20 protein-coding genes and 1 pseudogene are annotated in these 17,765 nt (G+C 74.3%); 8 read left to right on the forward strand and 13 right to left on the reverse strand.

Features of this window, described 5'->3' with window-relative positions; all coding sequences use genetic code 11:
- Together VK501_RS02095 and groES are read right to left on the reverse strand one after the other, a co-directional pair.
- Positions 1 to 356 (reverse strand): TCP-1/cpn60 chaperonin family protein (locus tag VK501_RS02095; protein ID WP_324334148.1); only part of this gene is annotated, 356 nt, incomplete at its 3' end.
- An 8-nt stretch (positions 357 to 364) separates the two neighbouring features.
- Positions 365 to 658 (reverse strand): co-chaperone GroES, encoded by a 294-nt coding sequence (gene groES / locus VK501_RS02100; protein WP_324334151.1) that lies wholly within the window; start codon positions 656 to 658, stop codon positions 365 to 367.
- 188 nt (positions 659 to 846) lie between these two features.
- Between groES and VK501_RS02105 the strand changes: the two genes are divergently transcribed.
- Positions 847 to 1,503, forward strand: a complete 657-nt coding sequence (locus tag VK501_RS02105) for a hypothetical protein (protein ID WP_324334153.1) — start codon at positions 847 to 849, stop codon at positions 1,501 to 1,503.
- Positions 1,504 to 1,510: 7 nt separating this feature from the next.
- Here the strand turns inward: VK501_RS02105 and VK501_RS02110 are convergent, their stop codons facing one another.
- Genes VK501_RS02110 through VK501_RS02135 form a run of 6 tightly spaced genes read right to left on the reverse strand, consistent with a single transcriptional unit; the run spans position 1,511 to position 5,251 of the window.
- Positions 1,511 to 1,891, reverse strand: coding sequence for a response regulator transcription factor (locus tag VK501_RS02110; RefSeq protein WP_324334155.1), 381 nt, complete (start codon positions 1,889 to 1,891; stop codon positions 1,511 to 1,513).
- Between the two features lie 19 nt (positions 1,892 to 1,910).
- Positions 1,911 to 2,309, reverse strand: a complete 399-nt coding sequence (locus VK501_RS02115) for an ASCH domain-containing protein (protein ID WP_027005183.1) — start codon at positions 2,307 to 2,309, stop codon at positions 1,911 to 1,913.
- A 13-nt stretch (positions 2,310 to 2,322) separates the two neighbouring features.
- Complete coding sequence (locus VK501_RS02120; RefSeq protein WP_324334160.1) at positions 2,323 to 2,760, reverse strand: NUDIX hydrolase; 438 nt, start codon at positions 2,758 to 2,760, stop codon at positions 2,323 to 2,325.
- Complete coding sequence (locus tag VK501_RS02125) at positions 2,760 to 3,452, reverse strand: Crp/Fnr family transcriptional regulator (RefSeq protein ID WP_324334161.1); 693 nt, start codon at positions 3,450 to 3,452, stop codon at positions 2,760 to 2,762. Before VK501_RS02125 ends, VK501_RS02120 begins: the two co-directional genes overlap by 1 nt.
- A 52-nt stretch (positions 3,453 to 3,504) precedes the next feature.
- Positions 3,505 to 4,749, reverse strand: coding sequence for a DUF4349 domain-containing protein (locus VK501_RS02130; protein ID WP_324334163.1), 1,245 nt, complete (start codon positions 4,747 to 4,749; stop codon positions 3,505 to 3,507).
- Positions 4,736 to 5,251, reverse strand: coding sequence for a sigma-70 family RNA polymerase sigma factor (locus VK501_RS02135; RefSeq protein ID WP_324334165.1), 516 nt, complete (start codon positions 5,249 to 5,251; stop codon positions 4,736 to 4,738). The genes VK501_RS02130 and VK501_RS02135 overlap by 14 nt, the downstream gene beginning before the upstream one ends.
- Before the next feature lie 64 nt (positions 5,252 to 5,315).
- Here VK501_RS02135 and VK501_RS02140 point away from each other — a divergent pair, with 64 nt between their 5' ends.
- On the forward strand, positions 5,316 to 5,858 hold the full coding sequence (locus VK501_RS02140; RefSeq protein ID WP_324334167.1) for a hypothetical protein: 543 nt from the start codon (positions 5,316 to 5,318) through the stop codon (positions 5,856 to 5,858).
- A gap of 100 nt (positions 5,859 to 5,958) precedes the next feature.
- Here the strand turns inward: VK501_RS02140 and VK501_RS02145 are convergent, their stop codons facing one another.
- Positions 5,959 to 6,687, reverse strand: coding sequence for a glycerophosphodiester phosphodiesterase (locus VK501_RS02145; RefSeq protein WP_324334168.1), 729 nt, complete (start codon positions 6,685 to 6,687; stop codon positions 5,959 to 5,961).
- On the reverse strand, positions 6,675 to 7,451 hold the full coding sequence (locus VK501_RS02150; protein WP_324334170.1) for an Fpg/Nei family DNA glycosylase: 777 nt from the start codon (positions 7,449 to 7,451) through the stop codon (positions 6,675 to 6,677). Before VK501_RS02150 ends, VK501_RS02145 begins: the two co-directional genes overlap by 13 nt.
- Before the next feature lie 53 nt (positions 7,452 to 7,504).
- On the opposite strand from VK501_RS02150, the gene VK501_RS02155 reads away from it, so the two are divergent.
- From VK501_RS02155 to VK501_RS02180, 6 genes are all read left to right on the forward strand, one after another.
- Complete coding sequence (locus VK501_RS02155) at positions 7,505 to 8,806, forward strand: FAD-binding oxidoreductase (RefSeq protein WP_324334172.1); 1,302 nt, start codon at positions 7,505 to 7,507, stop codon at positions 8,804 to 8,806.
- Complete coding sequence (locus VK501_RS02160; protein ID WP_324334174.1) at positions 8,803 to 8,910, forward strand: FAD-dependent oxidoreductase; 108 nt, start codon at positions 8,803 to 8,805, stop codon at positions 8,908 to 8,910. The genes VK501_RS02155 and VK501_RS02160 overlap by 4 nt, the downstream gene beginning before the upstream one ends.
- A complete protein-coding gene (locus VK501_RS02165) occupies positions 8,907 to 9,038 on the forward strand; it encodes a hypothetical protein (RefSeq protein WP_324334176.1) in 132 nt (43 codons plus the stop codon). Before VK501_RS02160 ends, VK501_RS02165 begins: the two co-directional genes overlap by 4 nt.
- Positions 9,035 to 10,456 (forward strand): FGGY family carbohydrate kinase, encoded by a 1,422-nt coding sequence (locus VK501_RS02170; protein ID WP_324334179.1) that lies wholly within the window; start codon positions 9,035 to 9,037, stop codon positions 10,454 to 10,456. The genes VK501_RS02165 and VK501_RS02170 overlap by 4 nt, the downstream gene beginning before the upstream one ends.
- Before the next feature lie 66 nt (positions 10,457 to 10,522).
- Positions 10,523 to 11,518, forward strand: a complete 996-nt coding sequence (locus tag VK501_RS02175) for an aldo/keto reductase (protein WP_324334181.1) — start codon at positions 10,523 to 10,525, stop codon at positions 11,516 to 11,518.
- Positions 11,515 to 12,138, forward strand: coding sequence for a TetR family transcriptional regulator (locus VK501_RS02180; protein ID WP_324334183.1), 624 nt, complete (start codon positions 11,515 to 11,517; stop codon positions 12,136 to 12,138). Before VK501_RS02175 ends, VK501_RS02180 begins: the two co-directional genes overlap by 4 nt.
- Positions 12,139 to 12,140: 2 nt before the next feature.
- Here the strand turns inward: VK501_RS02180 and VK501_RS02185 are convergent, their stop codons facing one another.
- From VK501_RS02185 to VK501_RS02195, 3 genes and pseudogenes are all read right to left on the reverse strand, one after another.
- Positions 12,141 to 16,643 (reverse strand): DEAD/DEAH box helicase, encoded by a 4,503-nt coding sequence (locus tag VK501_RS02185; RefSeq protein WP_324334185.1) that lies wholly within the window; start codon positions 16,641 to 16,643, stop codon positions 12,141 to 12,143.
- A 27-nt stretch (positions 16,644 to 16,670) separates the two neighbouring features.
- On the reverse strand, positions 16,671 to 17,408 hold the full coding sequence (locus tag VK501_RS02190; RefSeq protein ID WP_324334187.1) for a uracil-DNA glycosylase: 738 nt from the start codon (positions 17,406 to 17,408) through the stop codon (positions 16,671 to 16,673).
- A pseudogene (locus VK501_RS02195) lies at positions 17,405 to 17,765 on the reverse strand (hypothetical protein); the annotation flags it as partial. The gene VK501_RS02190 and the pseudogene VK501_RS02195, both read right to left, overlap by 4 nt.

Genomic DNA, 17,765 nt, shown 5'->3' on the forward strand with positions numbered 1-17,765 from the left:
CCCTTCTTCAGGCCGAGCGGGTTCGCACCAGCGGTGACGTTCTTCAGGCCGTTGCGGACGATCGCCTGGGCCAGGACCGTGGCGGTCGTCGTGCCGTCGCCGGCGACGTCGTTGGTCGCCGTGGCGACCTCGCGGACGAGCTGCGCGCCCTGGTTCTGGAAGACGTCCTCGACCTCGATCTCACGAGCGATGGTCACACCGTCGTTGGTGATCGTGGGGGCGCCGAACTTCTTGTCGAGCACCACGTAGCGGCCCTTGGGGCCGAGCGTGACCTTGACGGCGTTGGCGACGGCGTCGACGCCGGCCTCGAGGGCCTTGCGAGCCTCGCCGCTGTACTTCAGTTCCTTATGAGCCATGTGTTCTCCTAGTTCTCGATCTTGGCGAGGACGTCGGACTCGCGAAGGACGAGGAGGTCCTCGCCGTCGAAGACGATCTCGGTGCCGCCGTACTTGCTGTACAGGACGGTGTCGCCGGCGGTGACGTCGAGCGGGATCCGCTTCTCGCCGTCGTCGTCGAAGCGACCGTCGCCGACCGCGACGACCTCGCCCTTCTGCGGCTTCTCCTTGGCGGTGTCCGGGAGGACCAGGCCGCTGGCCGTGGTCGCTTCCTCTTCAACTGCCCGCACGATCAGCCGATCGCCGAGGGGCTTGAGCTTCATTCTGGTGACCTCCGTTGAGGTGACGGACTGCAACGATTTCCGCGCCTCTTGGCACTCGCAGGGGTGGAGTGCCAGCGCTACGACTGATCCTAGCGTGCCGGAATGGGTCGTCAAGGCCTCCTTGGCACTCTGCACATCTGAGTGCCAACCAGGTCGTTCATCCGTCGACCGGGGGAGGGTCTGACACCATGCGCGACCCCCGATCGGCCGATGCACCGACCATGGAGCAAAAAGGCCTGCGTGCCGGCCACTTCGCCGGCCTGCTGGGCGCCCTGGCGGCGCTCGCGTCGCTGTGGCGACCGTGGTACACCGTCGACTTCCCGCCCCAATTGCGCGACGCGCTGACCAGCGAGGGTGCCAAGTCCGGCGGACCGCTGGGACAGCTCGTGCAGGGACTGGCCGCGGCGATGCCCGAGACGCTCTCCCCATCCGGCTGGGAGGCGCTGCGGGGCGCCGACGTGGCCGTCTGCCTCGGCGCGGCCGCCGTCGCGGCCCTCGTCATCGCCGCCGCCGGCGCGTTCGGCGCTGCCGTCCGCGTGGATCCCCGGGCCGCCGCACGCGGGATCGCGGCCGTCGGCACGGCGGGCGTGGCGATCGCCGTCGTCCACCTCGTGCATCGTCCGCTGGACGCCGAGCTCGTCCACCCCGCCGGCGGGCTGTGGCTCGCGCTGGCGGGCTCGACGCTGGCGCTGCTGGGCGGCCTGAGCGCGATGCAGGCCGACGGGCCGCGAGCGACCGCCGCACCGGCCACGGCATTCCCTCGCCTCGAGCCCGAGCTGCCCGCGGTCTTCGCTCCGGCGGGCGCGTCCGCCGCGCCGCGCACGTCGGTCCCGCCGCCGGCCTGAGCGGCCGTCAGGCGCCGCGCCGCACGGCGGCCACGCGGCGCACGGCGTCGGCCAGCGCGTCGGCGTTGGCCGCCTTGGAGACGTGCCCGTCGGCGCCGGCGGTGCGCGCCTGGCCGGCCAGCTCCTCGTCGGGCATGCCGGAGACCAGGAGGACGCCGGCGGCGGGCAGGTTCGCGCGCACGTGGGCCAGGACCTCCTCGGAGTGCTCGGGCTGGGGCAGCAGCCGGTCGAGGACGACCACGTCGGGGGCGGCCTCGCCCAGCGCGGCGATCGCCTCGTGCGCGCTGCGGGCGGTGCCGACGACCTCGAGGTCGTCGGTGGCCTCCAGCCAGGCGGCGGCCAGCGTCCCGAAGCCGAGCGAGTCGTCTGCGATGAAGACCCGCAGCACGGTGCGGACGGGAGGCGCGCTAGTTCTGCGCGCCGCCGATGCCCAGGCGGGCATCGGTGAACGACGGCGGATGGACGATGATCTGCGAGAAGCGCACCACGGTCACGATGTCCTCCATCGTCACCTTCTTGCCGTAGATCTGCTCGAGGAAGTGGATCATCTCCTCGTGGCGCCGGAACTCGGGGTTGTCGTGCTCGATGTCGCGCGGCGTCAGATCCCGCACGCGCTTGACCTCGACCTGGTCGATGACCGCGTCGAAGATCTTCTCCCGCGGCGAGTGCTGGTAGCCGATGGTCACCATCACCGCCTGGTTCTTCTTGTACTTATGGGACTTGTCGCCCAGGCGGATCGTCGCCGTCTTCCGACCGCGCTTGAGCTGGTCGGCGAAGATCGTGGAGTAGAAGTTCAGGACCTGCATCCGACGCCGGAGACTACCCGTCGGAGCTGATCTGCGACAGGGCACGGGCCGCCATGGTTCGCTCGCCGTCATACGACAGGCGGGTGGCGGCCTCCGCGAGCGGCATCCAGCGCGCCTCCTCGACCTCGTCGTCGTGGTCGGCCACGTCGCCGGCGCGATACCGGAACAGGAAGAAGTCGACCTGCTTGGCGATGCGCTGGCCGCCCCGCATGTACCAGTAGCGGACGGCCCCGAGCTCGCGCTCGAAGTCGGCCTCCACGCCCGCCTCCTCGCGCACCTCGCGCTCGGCGGCCTGCACCGGCGTCTCGCCGGGATCGACGTGGCCCTTGGGCAGCGCCAGCACCTTCGCGCCGTTCGCCGCGCGCCGTGTCGGCACGATGACCACGCAGTCCTCACCGCGCACGACGACGCCGCCGGCCGAGTGCTCCGTCGGGCGCTTCGGCTCGCCCATCAGTAGACGTAGCGCTCCAGCGCCGACGGCTCGTGCACCGTCACGCGGCCGCGGCCCTGCGTGACCACGCCCGCCCGCTCGAGCACCGCGAGGAAGCGGCTGGCCGACTCGCGCGACGAGCCCGCCAGCTGCGCGATGTCGGCCTGCGTGATCGTCACGAGGACGTCCTGGTCGCCGGCGCCTTCGGACTGCGCCTGGCGCACGAGCTCGCCGAGGACGCCCGCCACGCGGCTCTGCACGGTCTGGAACGACTGGCGGGCGAGGCGCTCGTTGGCCTCGCGCAGGCGCCGGCCCAGCCCGATGACGAGCTTGACCGCGATGTCGGGGTGCTCGCGCAGCAGGCGGCGCATGTCCTGGCCGAGGATCGCGATGGCCTCGACCTCGTCGAGCGTCTCGACCGTCGCGGACCGCCGCTCGTCGTCGAACATCGCCAGCTCGCCGAAGATGTCGCCGGGTCCGAAGTGCGCGAGCGTGATCGTGCGGCCGTCCACGTTCTCGCGGACCGCGCGGGCGTGCCCGCTACCGACGATGTAGCACGTGTCGCTGGCGTCGCCCTCGCGGAAGATGACCTGGCCGCCGGGGAAGTGGCGCGGGACGACCACGTCGGCCACGCGCCCGAGATCGCTCGGCGCAAGCGCCTCGAACACCGGCACCTGGGCCAGCAGCTCGACGCTCTGCGCACTGGAGGGCACGCGGGGAGTCTAAGCCAGCGCTCGCGGGCGCACGCGCGCTTGGCGGGGCTCTCTACGCGGTCCGGTCCAGCGCGGTCTCGCGACGGCGGCGGCGCAGGCCGCGGGCCGCGAGCCATGCGAGGGCGGCGACGACGGCCAGGGGCGCCAGGACGGCGAGCGCGATCAGCGCGACGCCGCCGGCGACCTCGAGCACGCGCCCGGCGTCGTGCAGCGCGTCGCGCGGCGTCCACGCGCCGCCGCCCTTGTCGCCGCTCGGCCGATCCGTGCCCTGCACCGAGACGCCGACGGTCGCCAGGTCGGCACGGCGGCGCACGGCGTCCAGCGCGCCCTTGCGCGCCGCGATCTGGGAGCGGTTGTCGCGCAGGCGCGCCTTGAGGCTGGCGATCTGGCGGTCGCTCGTGGCGCGCCCGAGCGCGCGCAGCAGGGCGCGGCGCTCGTCACGGGCGTCGGCCAGGCGATCGGCGGCCGAGACGGTCGTGGCGGTGATGTCCGTGCTGGCCTGGGTGAGCGCGCCGACGTGCGCGAGCTGCGACAGGCGGCCCAGCACGGCGTCGAGCCGGGCCGTCGGCACCCGCAGCGTCAGCGACGCTGTGCCGCCGCCGTCCTCGGTGGCGATCTCCGAGCGCTGGACGTAGCCACCCGCGGCCTGCGTCTCGCGGACGACGCCGTCGGTGACGTCCTGGACGTCGTCGGCCTGCGGCGTCAGCGTGAGCTCGGCGGCGCGCTGGACCTTGCGGTCGGTGGCGGTGGTGGACGGCGGGATCGTCGGCAACGCGGGAGTGGTCGACGGGCCCCCAGCCGGCGACGGGCTGCCCGTGGCCAGCGCCGGCTGCGCGGACGGGGCGGTCGTCTTGGGGCGGCTGGACGCCGACGAGGAGGACGAGGACGAGCCGCCGGCCGCGCCGGCGGAGTCCTTGCCGCCACCGAGCTCGGCCGAGAGGGTCGACGAGGACGAGCCGAGGTCGCGCGTCGATCCGGGCAGCGCGACGACGACGGCGGCGAGGCCGGCGGCGAGGGCAAGGCCGGCGGCGGGCAGCAGGATCCGCGGCCGGCGGATCCGGACGTGCCACGGCTCGGGTTCGCGCGGCGGCGTCGCGCGCTCGGTCGGGAACCCGGCGCGCACGCGGGCGTCCAGGGAGGCGAGGAACGCCGCGTCGGGCGCCGGGCGCGCCGCCTCGACGTCGGCGACGAGCCCGGCGAGGTCGGGATCGGCGGTCGGCTCGCCGCCCAGCGCGGCCTCCAGCTCACGCAGGTCGTGCTGCACGTCGGGATCGGGGAGCGCGTCACGAGGGCGCATGGCAGGCCTTCCGGAGTCGGGTGACCGCGCGGTGCACGCGCGTGCCGGCGTTGCTCTCCGAGACGCCGAGCACCTTGGCGATCTCGGCGTTGCTCAGGCCGGCGTGGAACTTCAGCGCGATCAGCTCGCGCTCGCGCGGGTCGAGATGGGCCAGCGCGACGCGCACGGCGGCGCGGCGCAGGGCGTCGTCGTCGTGGTCGCCGCGGCCGGCCGCGGAGGCGTCCTCCGGGTCGGCGAGCAGCGTCGCGGTGCGCCGGCGGCGGCGCAGCTCGTCCAGCGCCGCGTTGCGCGCGATGCCGAAGATCCACGCCCGCTGCGTGCCGCGCCCGGCGTCGAAGCTGCGCTGGCGCCGGTAGGCGCGCTCGAAGGCCGCGGCCGTGACGTCCTCGGCCGCTGCGCGGTCGCGCAGCAGCGTCAGCACGTAGGCGAAGACGTCAGACGCCGTCTCGCGATACAGCGCATCGAACCGGGCCGTCGTCGGTTCGGAGGTCGAGAGCTCCATGACTGATCCCACGACGACACTACGGCTCCGCGGCCGATCCATCACACGCCGGTACATTCTGCGCGTGCCCGCCCCGCGTCGTGCCGCCTTTCTCGCCGGCGTCGCGCTGCTGGCCGCGGGCGCCACCGGCGCCGCGGGCGCCGGTGCCGCGGGCGCCGGTGCCGCCGGCGGGCCGACCGTCGACAAGTCGCCGCTGCTGTGGTCGACCATCAACATCTGCGACACGGCCAAGCACCCCGACACCATCGGGATCCGCGCCTCGATGCCCGGCTCGGGGCGCACGGGCGAGAAGATGTACATGCGCTTCCAGGTGCAGTACTTCCGCACCTCGACCATGAAGTGGGCGCCGACCGACGCGACGGTCGACTCGGGCTTCCAGGCGGTCGGCTCGGCGATGTACCGGCGCCGCGAGTCGGGCTGGAACTTCTCGATCACGCCGCCGCCCGGCGGCCAGACCTACCGGCTCCGCGGCGTCGTCAGCTTCGAGTGGCGCAAGGGCAAGGACGTCGTGCGGCGCGCGACGAAGCGCACGCGCTCCGGGCACAAGGGCACCTACGGCGCCGACCCCACGGGGTTCAGCGCCGCCGAGTGCATCATCAAGCCCTAGGGGTGCCAGGCAGGGGGACTGTCCCTCTCGTGCGCGGTCGGGGACGGCCCCTGCGCCGGCGCTTGGGGACTGTCCCCCTGACGCCCGTCCCCCCAAGCCCCTACGCCGGGTCGAACAGCCGCGGGTCGTTCGTGATGACCCCGGTGACGCCCATCGCCTCGAAGCGACGGATGCTCGCCGCGTCGTCGACCGTCCACACGTAGAGCTCGCCGCCGGCGCGCCGGACGGTGCGCACGAAGTGCGGCGTGACGAGGCTGAAGTGCGACATCACGGCGTCGACCTCGCCGGCGCGCATCGCGCGGGCGACCGCGCGCGGCACGGTGCGCCGCAGGACCGCGACGGTCGCCAGCGCCAGGCCCTTGGTCGCCGGGTGGGCCAGGTAGTTGCGCCGCACCTTCGGCACCGACCAGCCGAGGCGCACCTTCGAGGACGCCGCGCGGATGACCGGCAGCGACGACACCTCCATCGTGGAGATGAGCGTGCGCTCCTCCATGCCGCGCTCGCGCAGCGCGGCGATCACGCGCTCCTCGTAGCCGGGGAGCTTGAGGTCGACGTCGATTTCGATCCCGGCGAACGCGTCGGAGCGGAGGTGGTCGAGGCCCTCCTCGAGCGTCAGCGGCTCGCGCCGGGCCAGCGCCTTGAAGTCGTGGGCGAGCACGAGGCGCCCGCTGCCGTCGGTCCGCTCGGGCAGCACGTCGAACTCCACCATGTCGCAGCCGTGGGCGAGCGCCGCGTCGAAGCTCGCCGCCGTGTTGCCGGGGGCGATGTGGTCGGCGCCCTTGTGGCCGATGCGCCGCACGGCGCGCCGCTGCCTGATCAGGTCTGACATCCGGGGCACCAGTATGTCGTCCGGTTGTCGTCACCCTGTCCGCGGGCGAGGATGCGCTCGCCGCAGCGCGGGCACGGGCGACCTGCCTTCCCGTACACCCGGCGGTGCCGCGTCTGGTTGCCGTCCAGCGCCGACTCGCGCATCGCGGGCCGCGTCTCGGCCAGGATGCGGCGCACCTCGTCGTCGGAGACCGTGGCGCTCGGGCGCCACGGGTCGACCTGCGCGCGCCAGCAGCCCTCGACCTTCCAGACGTTCCCGATGCCGGCGATCGTGCGCTGGTCCAACAGCGCGTCCCCGATCCCGCGCGTCGGGTCGTCCTCGCGCAGGCGGCGCAGCACCGCGTCCACGTCGAAGTCCTCCTTGATGATGTCGGGGCCCAGCGCGGCGAGGCGCAGGTCGAAGCGCCGCCGCGTCTCGGTGAGGAGCTCGAGGACCGGGCCATGGAACTGCACGACGTCGGTGTCGCGGGCGCGGAGGACGAGCCAGGCGCCGCGCGGCGAGCGGCCCCACCGCCGGCCCTCCGGATAGACGCCCCACGCGCCCGTCATCCGCAGATGCGAGTGGATGGTGAGATCGCCCGCGAAGCGCAGGAACAGATGCTTGCCGTGCGCCTCGACCGCCTCCACCGGCCGGCCCTGCAGGCGCTCCGGCCAGCGGTCGCGCCCGAAGCGCGGGTGCGGCGTGCGGAGCTCGTCAGGGACGCGATCGAGCAGCACCGGCCGGATCCGGTTCGCGGCATAGTGGATGGTGTCGCCCTCTGGCATATCGCCCCATCGAGGGTACGGTGAGTGATGTGCACGCCGATCTCGCTGGACTGGTGGGTGCCGATCACATCGAGCGCGATGCTGCGCTCGCCGACGCCAGCGGCCTGAGCGGCCGCGTGCCCGCGCTGGTGCGCCCGGCCGACGCTGCGCAGGCCGCCGCCGTGGTCGCGTGGTGCTACGAGCGCGACGTCGCGATGGTGCCCGTGGGCGGGCGCAGCGGCTACAGCGGCGGCATCGTCCCGGCCGAGGCCGACGGCGGCGCGCCCCGCGACACCGTCGCGATCGCGCTCGATCGGCTGGACCGCGTGCGCAGCTTCGAGCCGCTGCTGTGGCGGATGGAGGCCGAGGCCGGCGTGATCACGGCGACGATCGCGCGCCGCGCCCGCGAGAACGGGCTGCTGTTCCCGCCCGACCCGGGCGCGGCCGAGCAGTCGCAGCTGGGCGGCAACCTCGCGACCAACGCGGGCGGCCCGCACGCGTTCAAGTACGGCGTGACCGGCCGCTGGGTGACCGGCATCGAGGTCGTGCTGGCGCCCGGCGAGCTGGTGACCTTCGGCGGCGCCGTCCGCAAGGACGTCGCCGGCTACGACCTGCGCTCGCTGCTCATCGGCAGCGAGGGGACGCTGGGCCTGATCACGGCCGCGTGGTTGCGCTTCGTCCCGGCGCCCGGGGCTTCGCTGCCGGTGGCAGCGGCATACCCCAGCGTGCGCGAGGGCTGCGACGCGATCGACGCGGTGCTCGGCAGCGGCGTCGTCCCGGCGGCCGTCGAGTACCTCGACGCCCGCTGCATCGCGGCGGCGCCTCCGCCGTTCCTGCACGGGGCCGTGGGCGCGAGCCTGCTGGTGGTCTGCGAGGCGGAGTCCGAGGACGATCGGGCGGCGTTGCTGGAGGCCATGGGCGAGGACGCCGTGGCGGCGCCGGCCAACGAGGTCTGGCGCTGGCGCGAGGGCGTGTCGATCGCGGTGCGCGCGGCGCTGGGCGAGAAGCTGTCGGAGGACATCGCGGTGCCGGTCGACCGGCTGGCGGAGGCGATCGAGGGCACGGTCGAGATCGGCGCTCGCCACGCGCTCGAGGGCTGCTCGTGGGGGCACGCGGGCGACGGCAACCTGCACTCGTCGTTCCTCCTCGAGCCAGGCGACGCCGCGATGCGCGAGCGCGCCGACGCGGCCGCCCGCGACCTCTTCGCGATGGCGCGCGACCTGGGCGGCACCGCCAGCGGCGAGCACGGCATCGGCCTGCTGAAGGCCGGCCAGCTCTCGGCGCAGTGGGCGCCGGCCGCCGTCGAGGCCCAGCGCGCGATCAAGCGCGCGCTCGACCCGAAGGGCCTCTTCAACCCCGGCAAGAAGGAGCCATGAGGCTGGAGGTCGCGGTCGTCGGTGGCGGCGTCGTCGGCGTCGCGTGTGCGCTGGCGTTCGCGCGGCGGGGTGCGGCGGTCACGCTGCTGGAGAGCGCGTGGTGACGCGCGCGGGCGTCGAGCAGCCCGCCGCCGAGCGCGTCCCCGGACCGCCGCCGCCGGTCCTCAGCGCCGCCACGCCCTGGTGGCGCCGGTCGGCCGAGCACCGCCCCGCCGCGAGCCACCCCGCATGACCGACGGGCCCCTGGTCCTCGGCATCGACGACGGCACGACGGCGGTCAAGGTCACGCTGTTCGACGCGGAGCTGCAGGCCGTCGCGAGCGCGCGCCGCCCGGTCGCCACGGCGCATCCCGCGCCGGGCCGCGTCGAGCAGGACCCCGGGGAGGTGCTGCAGGCCGTCGTCGACGCGGTCGCCGAGGTGCTCCCGGCCGCCGCCGGGCGTCCGGTCGTCGCGACGGGGCTCGACCACCAGGGCGAGTCGGTCCTCGCCTGGCATCCCGTCACGCGCGAGCCGGTGTCGCCGATCATCGTCTGGCAGGACAAGCGGGGGATCGAGGTGTATGACAAGGTCGATCCCGAGCTGCTCGCCCGCACCGGCCTGCCGCCCGATCCCTACTTCTCAGCGCCGAAGCTCGCGTGGCTCGTGCGCGAGCACGGCCCCGACGTCCGGCTCGGCACGGTGGACGCGTGGCTGAGCGACCGCCTCGGCGCCGGCTGGGCGACCGACCCGAGCACCGCGTCGCGCACGGCGCTGCAGGTGCTCGGCGACGTCGGCTGGGACACCGCGCTATGCATCGCCTTCGGCATCCCGCGGACCTCGCTTCCCGAGATCCGGCCCACCGCCGGCGACCTCGGCACGCTGCATCACGAGCGCTGGGACGTCGACCTCCCGCTGCGGGCGCGCGTCTGCGACCAGCAGGCGGCGCTGGCCGGGGCGGGCTGCGTGCTGCCCGGCCGCGCCAAGGCGACGTACGGCACCGGCGTCTTCGTCCTCGCCCACACCGGCGCGACGCCGCCGCACGCCGAGGGGCTCCTGCCGACGGTCGCCTGGCAGGCGTCGGGGCGCGTGGACTACGCCCTCGACGGCGGCGTCTTCACGGCGGGGGCGCTGCTGGAGTGGCTGAGCGGGACGCTCGGCCTCGCCGCCGACCCGGAGCGCCTGACCGCGCTGGCCGCGACCGTGCCCGACGCCGGCGGCGTGCGCGTCCTCCCGGCGCTGGCGGGCGCGGGTGCCCCGTGGTGGCGGCCCGAGGCGCGCGGGGTCATCGCCGGCCTGACGGGCGGCACGACCAAGGCGCACATCGCACGCGCGGCGGTCGAGGCCATCGCGCACCGCGTCGCCGACGTGGTGGACGCCATGGGCGGCGTGGACGTCCTGCGCATCGACGGCGGCCTGACCAACGACCCGCTGCTGTGCCGGCTCCAGGCCGACCTGCTCGGGGTGGCGGTCGAGCGGTCGGCCGCCGACGCGACCGTGGCGGGCGCCGCGGGGCTGGCGCTCGTGGGCGCCGGACTGCTCGACGACGTGCGTGACCTCGACGGCCTGCTGGCGCCGGGTGAGCGGATCGAGCCGCAGCTCGCCGCGGCCGAGCGCCAGGCGGCGCGCGCGACGTGGAGCGCCTTCGTCCAGCGGGCGCTGGCGCTTCACTGATCACGACATCGCGAATTGCGATGACAGATCTTGACATTTGTCATCAAGCGCGCCACAGTGGGTGGCATGCAGACACGATCCCTCGGCAGCACCGGCCCGCGCGTCTCGGCCCTCGGCCTGGGCACGATGGGCATGTCGGACCTCTACGGTCCCGCCGATCGCGCGGAGAGCATCGCGACGATCCACGCCGCCCTCGAGGCCGGCATCACCCTCCTCGACACCGGCGACTTCTACGGGATGGGCCACAACGAGCTCCTCATCCACGAGGCGCTGCAGGGCCGCAACCGCGACGACGTGCAGATCAGCGTCAAGTTCGGCGCGCTGCGCGACGCCGACGGCGGCTGGCTGGGCAACAGCGGCCATCCGGACTTCGTCAAGACCTCGCTCGCCTACACGCTCCAGCGCCTGGGCACCGACCACGTCGACGTCTACCGCCCCGCGCGTGTCGATCCCGCCGTCCCGATCGAGGAGACCGTCGGCGCGATCGCCGAGATGGTCCAGGCCGGGCACGTGCGCCACATCGGGCTCTCCGAGGTCGGCGCCGACACGATCCGTCGCGCCGCGGCCGTCCACCCGATCAGCGACGTGCAGATCGAGTACTCGCTGATCTCACGGTCGCTCGAGGCCGAGATCCTGCCGACCACCCGCGAGCTGGGCATCGGCATCACCGCCTACGGCGTGCTCTCGCGCGGGCTGCTCAGCGGCCACTGGAGCCCCGACCGCGAACTCCCGCCCGGCGACTTCCGCGGCTACAGCCCGCGGTTCCAGGGCGACAACCTGCAGCGCAACCTCGAGCTGGTGGAGGCGCTGCGCGCCGTCGCGGAGGGCAAGGGCGCCTCGGTGGCGCAGATCGCGATCGCCTGGGTGCTGTCGCGCGGCGAGGACGTCGTGCCGCTGGTCGGCGCGCGCCGCCGTGAGCGGCTCGGCGAGGCGCTCGGCGCCCTCGACGTCACCCTGGACACCGCCGACCTCGACCGCATCGAGCGCGCGGTGCCCGCCGATGCCGCCGCGGGCGACCGTTACGCTGCCGAGCAGATGGCGCACCTCGACAGCGAACGGTGAGCGACGGACCTCTCACCCCGGAGCGGATCCTCGAAGCGGCGGAGGACGTCCTGCGCCGCTTCGGCCCCGCGAAGGCCACGGTGGTCGACGTCGCGCGCGTGCTCGGGGTCAGCCACGGCTCGGTCTACCGGCACTTCCCGAGCAAGGCGGCGCTGCGCGACGCGGTGACCGCGCGGTGGCTGGCGCGCATCGCCGACCCGCTCGAGGTCATCGCCGCCGGCGACACGCCGGCGCCCGAGCGGCTGCATCGGTGGCTGCGCGAGCTGATCGACGCCAAGCGCCGCCGCGCGTCCGAGGATCCCGAGCTCTTCGCCACGTACATGGCGCTGGTCGACGAGTCGGGCGACGCCGTCGCCACGCACGTCGCCCACCTCGCCGCGCAGCTCGCCGGCATCGTCGCCGACGGGGTGGCCCGCGGCGAGCTGGCCGCCGACGACCCCGTCGCGGCCGGCCGGGCGATCCTCGACGCGACCGGCGTCTTCCACAACCCGGCGCACGTCGCGGAGTGGGCCGACCCGCGGATCGACGCGCGCTTCGAGGCCGTGTGGACCGTGCTGCAGCGCGGCCTGACCAAGGGCCTCAAGAAGAAGGCCAAGGCCGCGGCCAAGGCCAAGGCGTAGGCCTACGCGCTGAGGGTGAGCTTCCGCGGCCCCGCGCGGAAGCCGACCTCGATGAGGAGCAGCTCCAGGTCGGAGCCCACGACGGCCTGGCCGTCGACCCGCTCCAGCGACAGCTTGTGGCGCCGGTCGCCGGTGACGAACGCGGCGAGCGCCTCGAGGGCCGGCCGCAGCCGCGCGTCCTCGCGCTCGACCAGCACCTGCAGGCCGCGCCCCCCGCGCTCGACGTAGAGCACGGGCTCCGAGCCGGCCAGGACGACGTAGGCGCCGGCGGCCCGGGCGGGCTTGGCGCGGGAGTCGTCGGCGTCGCGCCGCCGCGGCCACGGCAGCGCCGCCCCATACGGCTGGGCCGGGTCGGTCGCGGCGAGCACGATCGGCGGCGCCTCGTCGGCCCGCTCGGCCTGGGTGCGCAGCCGCTCCACGGCGCCGGGCAGCGCGAACTGCGCGCCGCCCAGCCCCTCGACGAAGTAGCCCCGCCGGCACACGCCGAGCGTCTCCAGCGACGACAGCGCGTCGTAGAGCCTGGAGAACCCGCCGGGGATGCCCTCGGCCAGGACGTGCTCGCGCGTCACGATGCCGTTGCGCTCCAACAGCAGCTCGGCGGTCGTCCGCCGGCGATCCGGCCCGCCCGCCGCGGCCTCGGCGCCGAACAGCGACGACGCCAGCGACCAGCGGCCCTGGACCTGTGCGGCGGCGCCGGTCCCGCGACGTGAGCCGAAGCGCGTGCCCGCGCGGCCGCTGCGTCGGGGTGGGTGGGCCCGATTCTCCATCGCACTGCGCTGCGCTCGCGCCAGCGTGAGCCGCGGCGCGCGCAGCGGTGCGAACGCGTCGTTGGTCACCTCGCCGGCCCAGACCAGGTCCCAGAGCGCCTCCTGGATCTCCTCGGGCGCCAGCGGCAGCTCGGCGAGGAAGTCGGTGAAGAAGCACGGCGACTGCGCCAGGCGCTCGCGCAGCAGCGCATGCTCGGGGAAATCGGTCCCGCCCGCCCGCTCGATACCGCCGCGGACCGCCGGCGGGCCGAGGGCCTCGGCGTCCTCGCGGAAGTAGAGCGCGACGCGGCCGGAGTTGCGGCCCAGCGCGCCCGCGCCGACCCACACCACCTCGCCAGAGGCGCAGAGCGCGTCCATCCACGTCGGCGAGTAGGCGCCGCAGCGTCGCGGCAGCACATCGCGCTCCCAGACGTCGGCGGGCAGCGCCAGGCCCTGCAGCGGCACGAGCACCTCGCGCAGGCGGTCGACGCCCGCACCAGAACCTGCCCCAACCGAACCATGGCGGTCCACCCCCTGCCACGACGGCAGGAACGCCGCCAGCGCCCGCTGGTCGGTGGCCTCGATCTCCTTGCGCAGGACGGCCAGCGACGCGCGCCGGATGCGGCGCAGGACGTCGGAGTCGCACCATTCTCGCTCGGTGCCGCCGGGGCGCAGCTCGCCGCGCACGAGGTCGCCGGCGGTCTCCAGCGCCTTCAGCGCCGGGCTCGGGTCGACGCCCCAGCGGCCGCGAAGGTCGGCGGTGGTGAACGGGCCGTGCGTCCGCGCGTAGCGCGCGGTCAGGCGCTCGGCCGGGTCCTCGACGCTCTCCAGGAAGGCGGCGGGCAGCCCGCCGGGCGGCACGGCGCCGAACGCGTCGCGGTACAGACCGGCGTCGTCGGCCGCGATCCAGCGCTCCTCGCCGCCGATGCGCAGGCGGATCGCACGCCGCTCGGCGACCAAGGCCTCCAACATCGCGTCGGCGTCGAGGTCGGCGAGCACGCGCGCCCGGACCTCCGCGCGCGTCAGGTCGCCGACGCGGCGCACCACGTCGGCCAGGCCGTCGCGGTCGGTCGCCTGCGTGCGCAGCGAGCGGTGCTGGAGATCCGCTTCAACTTGATCGAGCGCGTCGGCGTCGATGAGGTCGCGCAGCTCCTCCTGCCCGAGCAGCTCGCGCAGGAGGTCGCGGTCGAGCGAGAGCGCGGCGGCGCGCCGCTCGGCGTTGGGCGTGTCGCCCTCGTACATGTAGGTCGCGACGTAGTCGAACAGCAGCGAGCTCGCGAACGGCGACGCCGTGCGGGTCTCGACCTCGACGAGCGACAGCTCGCGCGAGTGCAGGGCGGTCAGGAGGTCGTGAAGGCCGGGGACGTCCAGGACGTCGCGCAGGCACTCGCGGTAGGTCTCCAAGATGATGGGGAAGTCGCTGTACTGCTTGGCGACCTCGAGCAGCGACTGCGCCTTGAGGCGCTGCTGCCACAGGGGCGTGCGCTTGCCGGGGTAGGCGCGCGGAATCAGCAGCGCGCGGCCGGCGTTCTCGCGGAAGCGCGCGCCGAACAGCGCGCTCGACCCGAGTTCCGCGACAACTCGATCCTCGAGGTCGTCGGGATCGAGCAGCACGAGGTCGGCCCCGGGCGGCTCGTCGGCGTCGGGCAGGTGGACGATGATGCCGTCGTCGGACCAGATCGCGTCGGACTCAAGGCCGAGCTCGTCGCGGATCTTGGCGCTCAGCGCCAGTGCCCAGGCGGCGTGCACGCGGCCGCCGTACGGGCTGAGCACGCACAGGCGCCAGTCGCCGATCTCGTCGCGGAAGCGCTCGACGACGATCGTCCGGTCGCTGGGGATCACGCGCGTGGCGGCCTGCTGCTCGCGCAGGAAGTCCACCAGGTTGCGGGCGGCGAGCGGGTCGAGGTCGTAGTCGGCCTCCAGCACCGCGGCGGGCTGGTCGACGGCCCAGCGGCTGAACGCGCCGATCTCGCGCCCGAGCTCCTTGGGCCGGCCGACGGCGTCGCCCTTCCAGAACGGCACGGCGCCCGGCACTCCCGGTGCAGGCGAGACGACGACGCGGTCGCGCTGGATCTCCTCGATCCGCCACGACGACGCGCCGAGCAGGAACGTCTGGCCCGGGCGCGCCTCGTAGACCATCTCCTCGTCGAGCTCGCCGACGCGGCGGCCGTCGGGCAGGACGACCGCGTAGAGCCCGCGGTCGGGGATCGTGCCGGCGTTGGTCACGGCCAGCTGGCGCGCGCCCTTGCGGGGGCGGATCGTGCCGGCGACGCGGTCCCAGACGATGCGCGGGCGCAGGTCGCCGAACTCCTGGCTCGGGTAGCGCCCGTCGAGCATGTCGAGGACGTTCTCCAGCAGCTCGCGCGAGAGCTCGGCGTAGGTGTAGGTCCTGGTGACGAGCGCGTACAGGTCGTCGACGGTGATCGAGCCGCCGTCGTCGACGTCGAAGCCCGCGGCGATCGCGACGATCTGCTGGCAGAGGACGTCGAGCGGGTTGCGCGGGACGACGGTCGGCTCGATCTTGCCCTCGCGCATGAGCCGCACGACGACCGCGCACTCCAGGAGGTCGGCGCGGAACTTCGGGAAGATGCGGCCCTTGGACGTGTCGCCCACCGAGTGCCCGGCGCGCCCGATGCGCTGCAGGCCGCGCGAGACCGACTTGGGGGACTCGACCTGCAGCACGAGGTCGACGGCGCCCATGTCGATGCCGAGCTCCAGCGACGAGGTCGCCACCAGGCAGGGAAGCTGACCGGCCTTGAGCTGCTCCTCGACGATCAGGCGCTCCTCGCGGGCGAGCGACCCATGGTGGGCGCGGGCGATCTCGACCACCGGCCGCTCGGCCTCCTCGTCCTGCTTGGCAGCCAGCTCGTTGAGGCGCAGCGCGAGGCGCTCCGCGCCGCGGCGGTTGTTGACGAAGATGATCGTCGACCGGTGCTCGCGCACGAGCTCCAGCAACTGCGGGTACATCGCCGGCCAGATCGACTTGCGCGTCGCCTCGCCGCCCGGAACGGGATCCAGCGGGTCCAGCGATCCCGTGGACTGCTCGGGCTCGACCATCGACTCGACCGGCACCTGGATCTTGATGTCCAACGGCTTGCGCACGCCGGTGTCGACGACGCGGCAGGTCCGCTGCGGGCCGACCATGAAGCGGCCGACCTCCTCCAGCGGGTTCTGCGTGGCGCTGAGGCCGATGCGCTGCGGGTCCCGGCCGTGGGCGGCCTGGACGTGCTGGGAGAGGCGCTCGAGCGTCAGCGCGAGGTGCGCGCCGCGCTTGGTCGAGGCGACCGCATGGATCTCGTCGACGATCACGGCCTCGACGTCGGCGAGGATGTCGCGCGCCTGCGACGTCAACATGAGGTACAACGACTCGGGCGTCGTGATCAGGACGTCCGGCGGCGTGCGCCGCATCTGGGCGCGCTCCTTCTGCGGCGTGTCGCCGGTGCGGATCGCGACCTTCAGGTCGGCGCCGATGCCCTTCAACGGCGCCTGCAGGTTGCGCTCGACGTCGTAGGAGAGCGCCTTCAGCGGCGAGACGTAGACGACCCGCACGCCGGTGCCGTCCAGGCGCGGCGTGGTGGCGAGGCGGTCCAGCGACCAGAGGAAGGCGGCCAGCGTCTTGCCGCTTCCGGTCGGCGCGGAGATGAGGACGTGCTCGCCGGTGGCGATGGCGGGCCACGCCTGCTCCTGCACGGTGGTGGGCGCCGCGAAGGCGCGACCGAACCACTCCTGCGTTGCGGGGCTGAAGGGCGACAGCGGCAAGCCACCCAGGATACGGCGCCCGCCGCGCTATCCGGCGCCGTCGCGCGCCCGGTGCGCCGGCAGCCCGGCGAGCTCGCGCGCCGTGTGCAGGACGTCGTCGAGCATCGCCTCGGTGAGCACGCCGGTGAACGTGTTCTGCTGGCTCGGGTGGTAGGTGCCCAGCAGGCTGAACCCGGGATCGCGGTCGCCGCTGGCGTCGTCGTACCAGACGGTCCCGTGGCCGAACCTGGGCTTGGGGCGCGGCGGCACGTGGCCGAGGGCGGTGCGCAGCCGCAGCGCGGCGTCCCATGCGAACTGGCCGAGGCACACGCAGACGCGGACGTGCTTGACGTGGTCGAGCTCGGCGACGGTCCACGGCAGGCAGGTGTCGCGCTCCAGCGGCGTCGGCTTGTTGGCCGGCGGCGCGCAGCGCACCGCGGCGGTGATCCACGCGTCGCTGAGCGTCAGGCCGTCGTCGCGGGCGACCGAGGTCGGCTGGTTGGCGAACCCCGTGCGGTGCAGCGCGGCGAAGAGGAAGTCGCCCGAGCGGTCGCCGGTGAACACCCGGCCGGTCCGGTTGGCGCCGTGGGCGGCGGGCGCGAGGCCGAGGATCAGCACGCGCGCGGCGGGATCGCCGAAGCCGGGGATCGGACGGCCCCAGTAGGTCTGGTCGGCGAACGCCGCGCGCTTGGTGGCGGCGACCTCCTCGCGCCAGGCCACCAGGCGCGGGCAGCGCCGGCACCTGGTGACCTCGGCCTCGAGCGCCGCGAGGTCCGGGTGCCTCATGCGTTTTGCTGAAGGATCCCCAGCATGAGCCGCTCGATGATCGGCTCCAGCTGGCGGATGTCGCCCGGCGTGCCGGTGCGCAGCTGACGCGAGGCGAGCTCGACGATCGCGCCGACGCAGGCGAACGCGTCGTCGCGGGAGGCGAAGCGCGGCGCGCCGTAGCGCGGGGCGACCTTCTCGTTGTCGACGTAGATCGCCTCGGCGAAGGCGTCGAGGATGGCGTCGCGGCGCTCGGTGGCCCGCGGGCCGGCGCCGATGATCTCCACCAGGAGCGTCTGGGCGGCGTCGGGCCACTCGGCCAGGGTCCGCAGGAAGGCGCGCGTGCCCTGGGCGAGGTGCTCGGGGTAATCGCCGGCG

Source organism: Baekduia sp. (genome assembly GCF_035318805.1).
GTDB lineage: Bacteria > Actinomycetota > Thermoleophilia > Solirubrobacterales > Solirubrobacteraceae > Baekduia.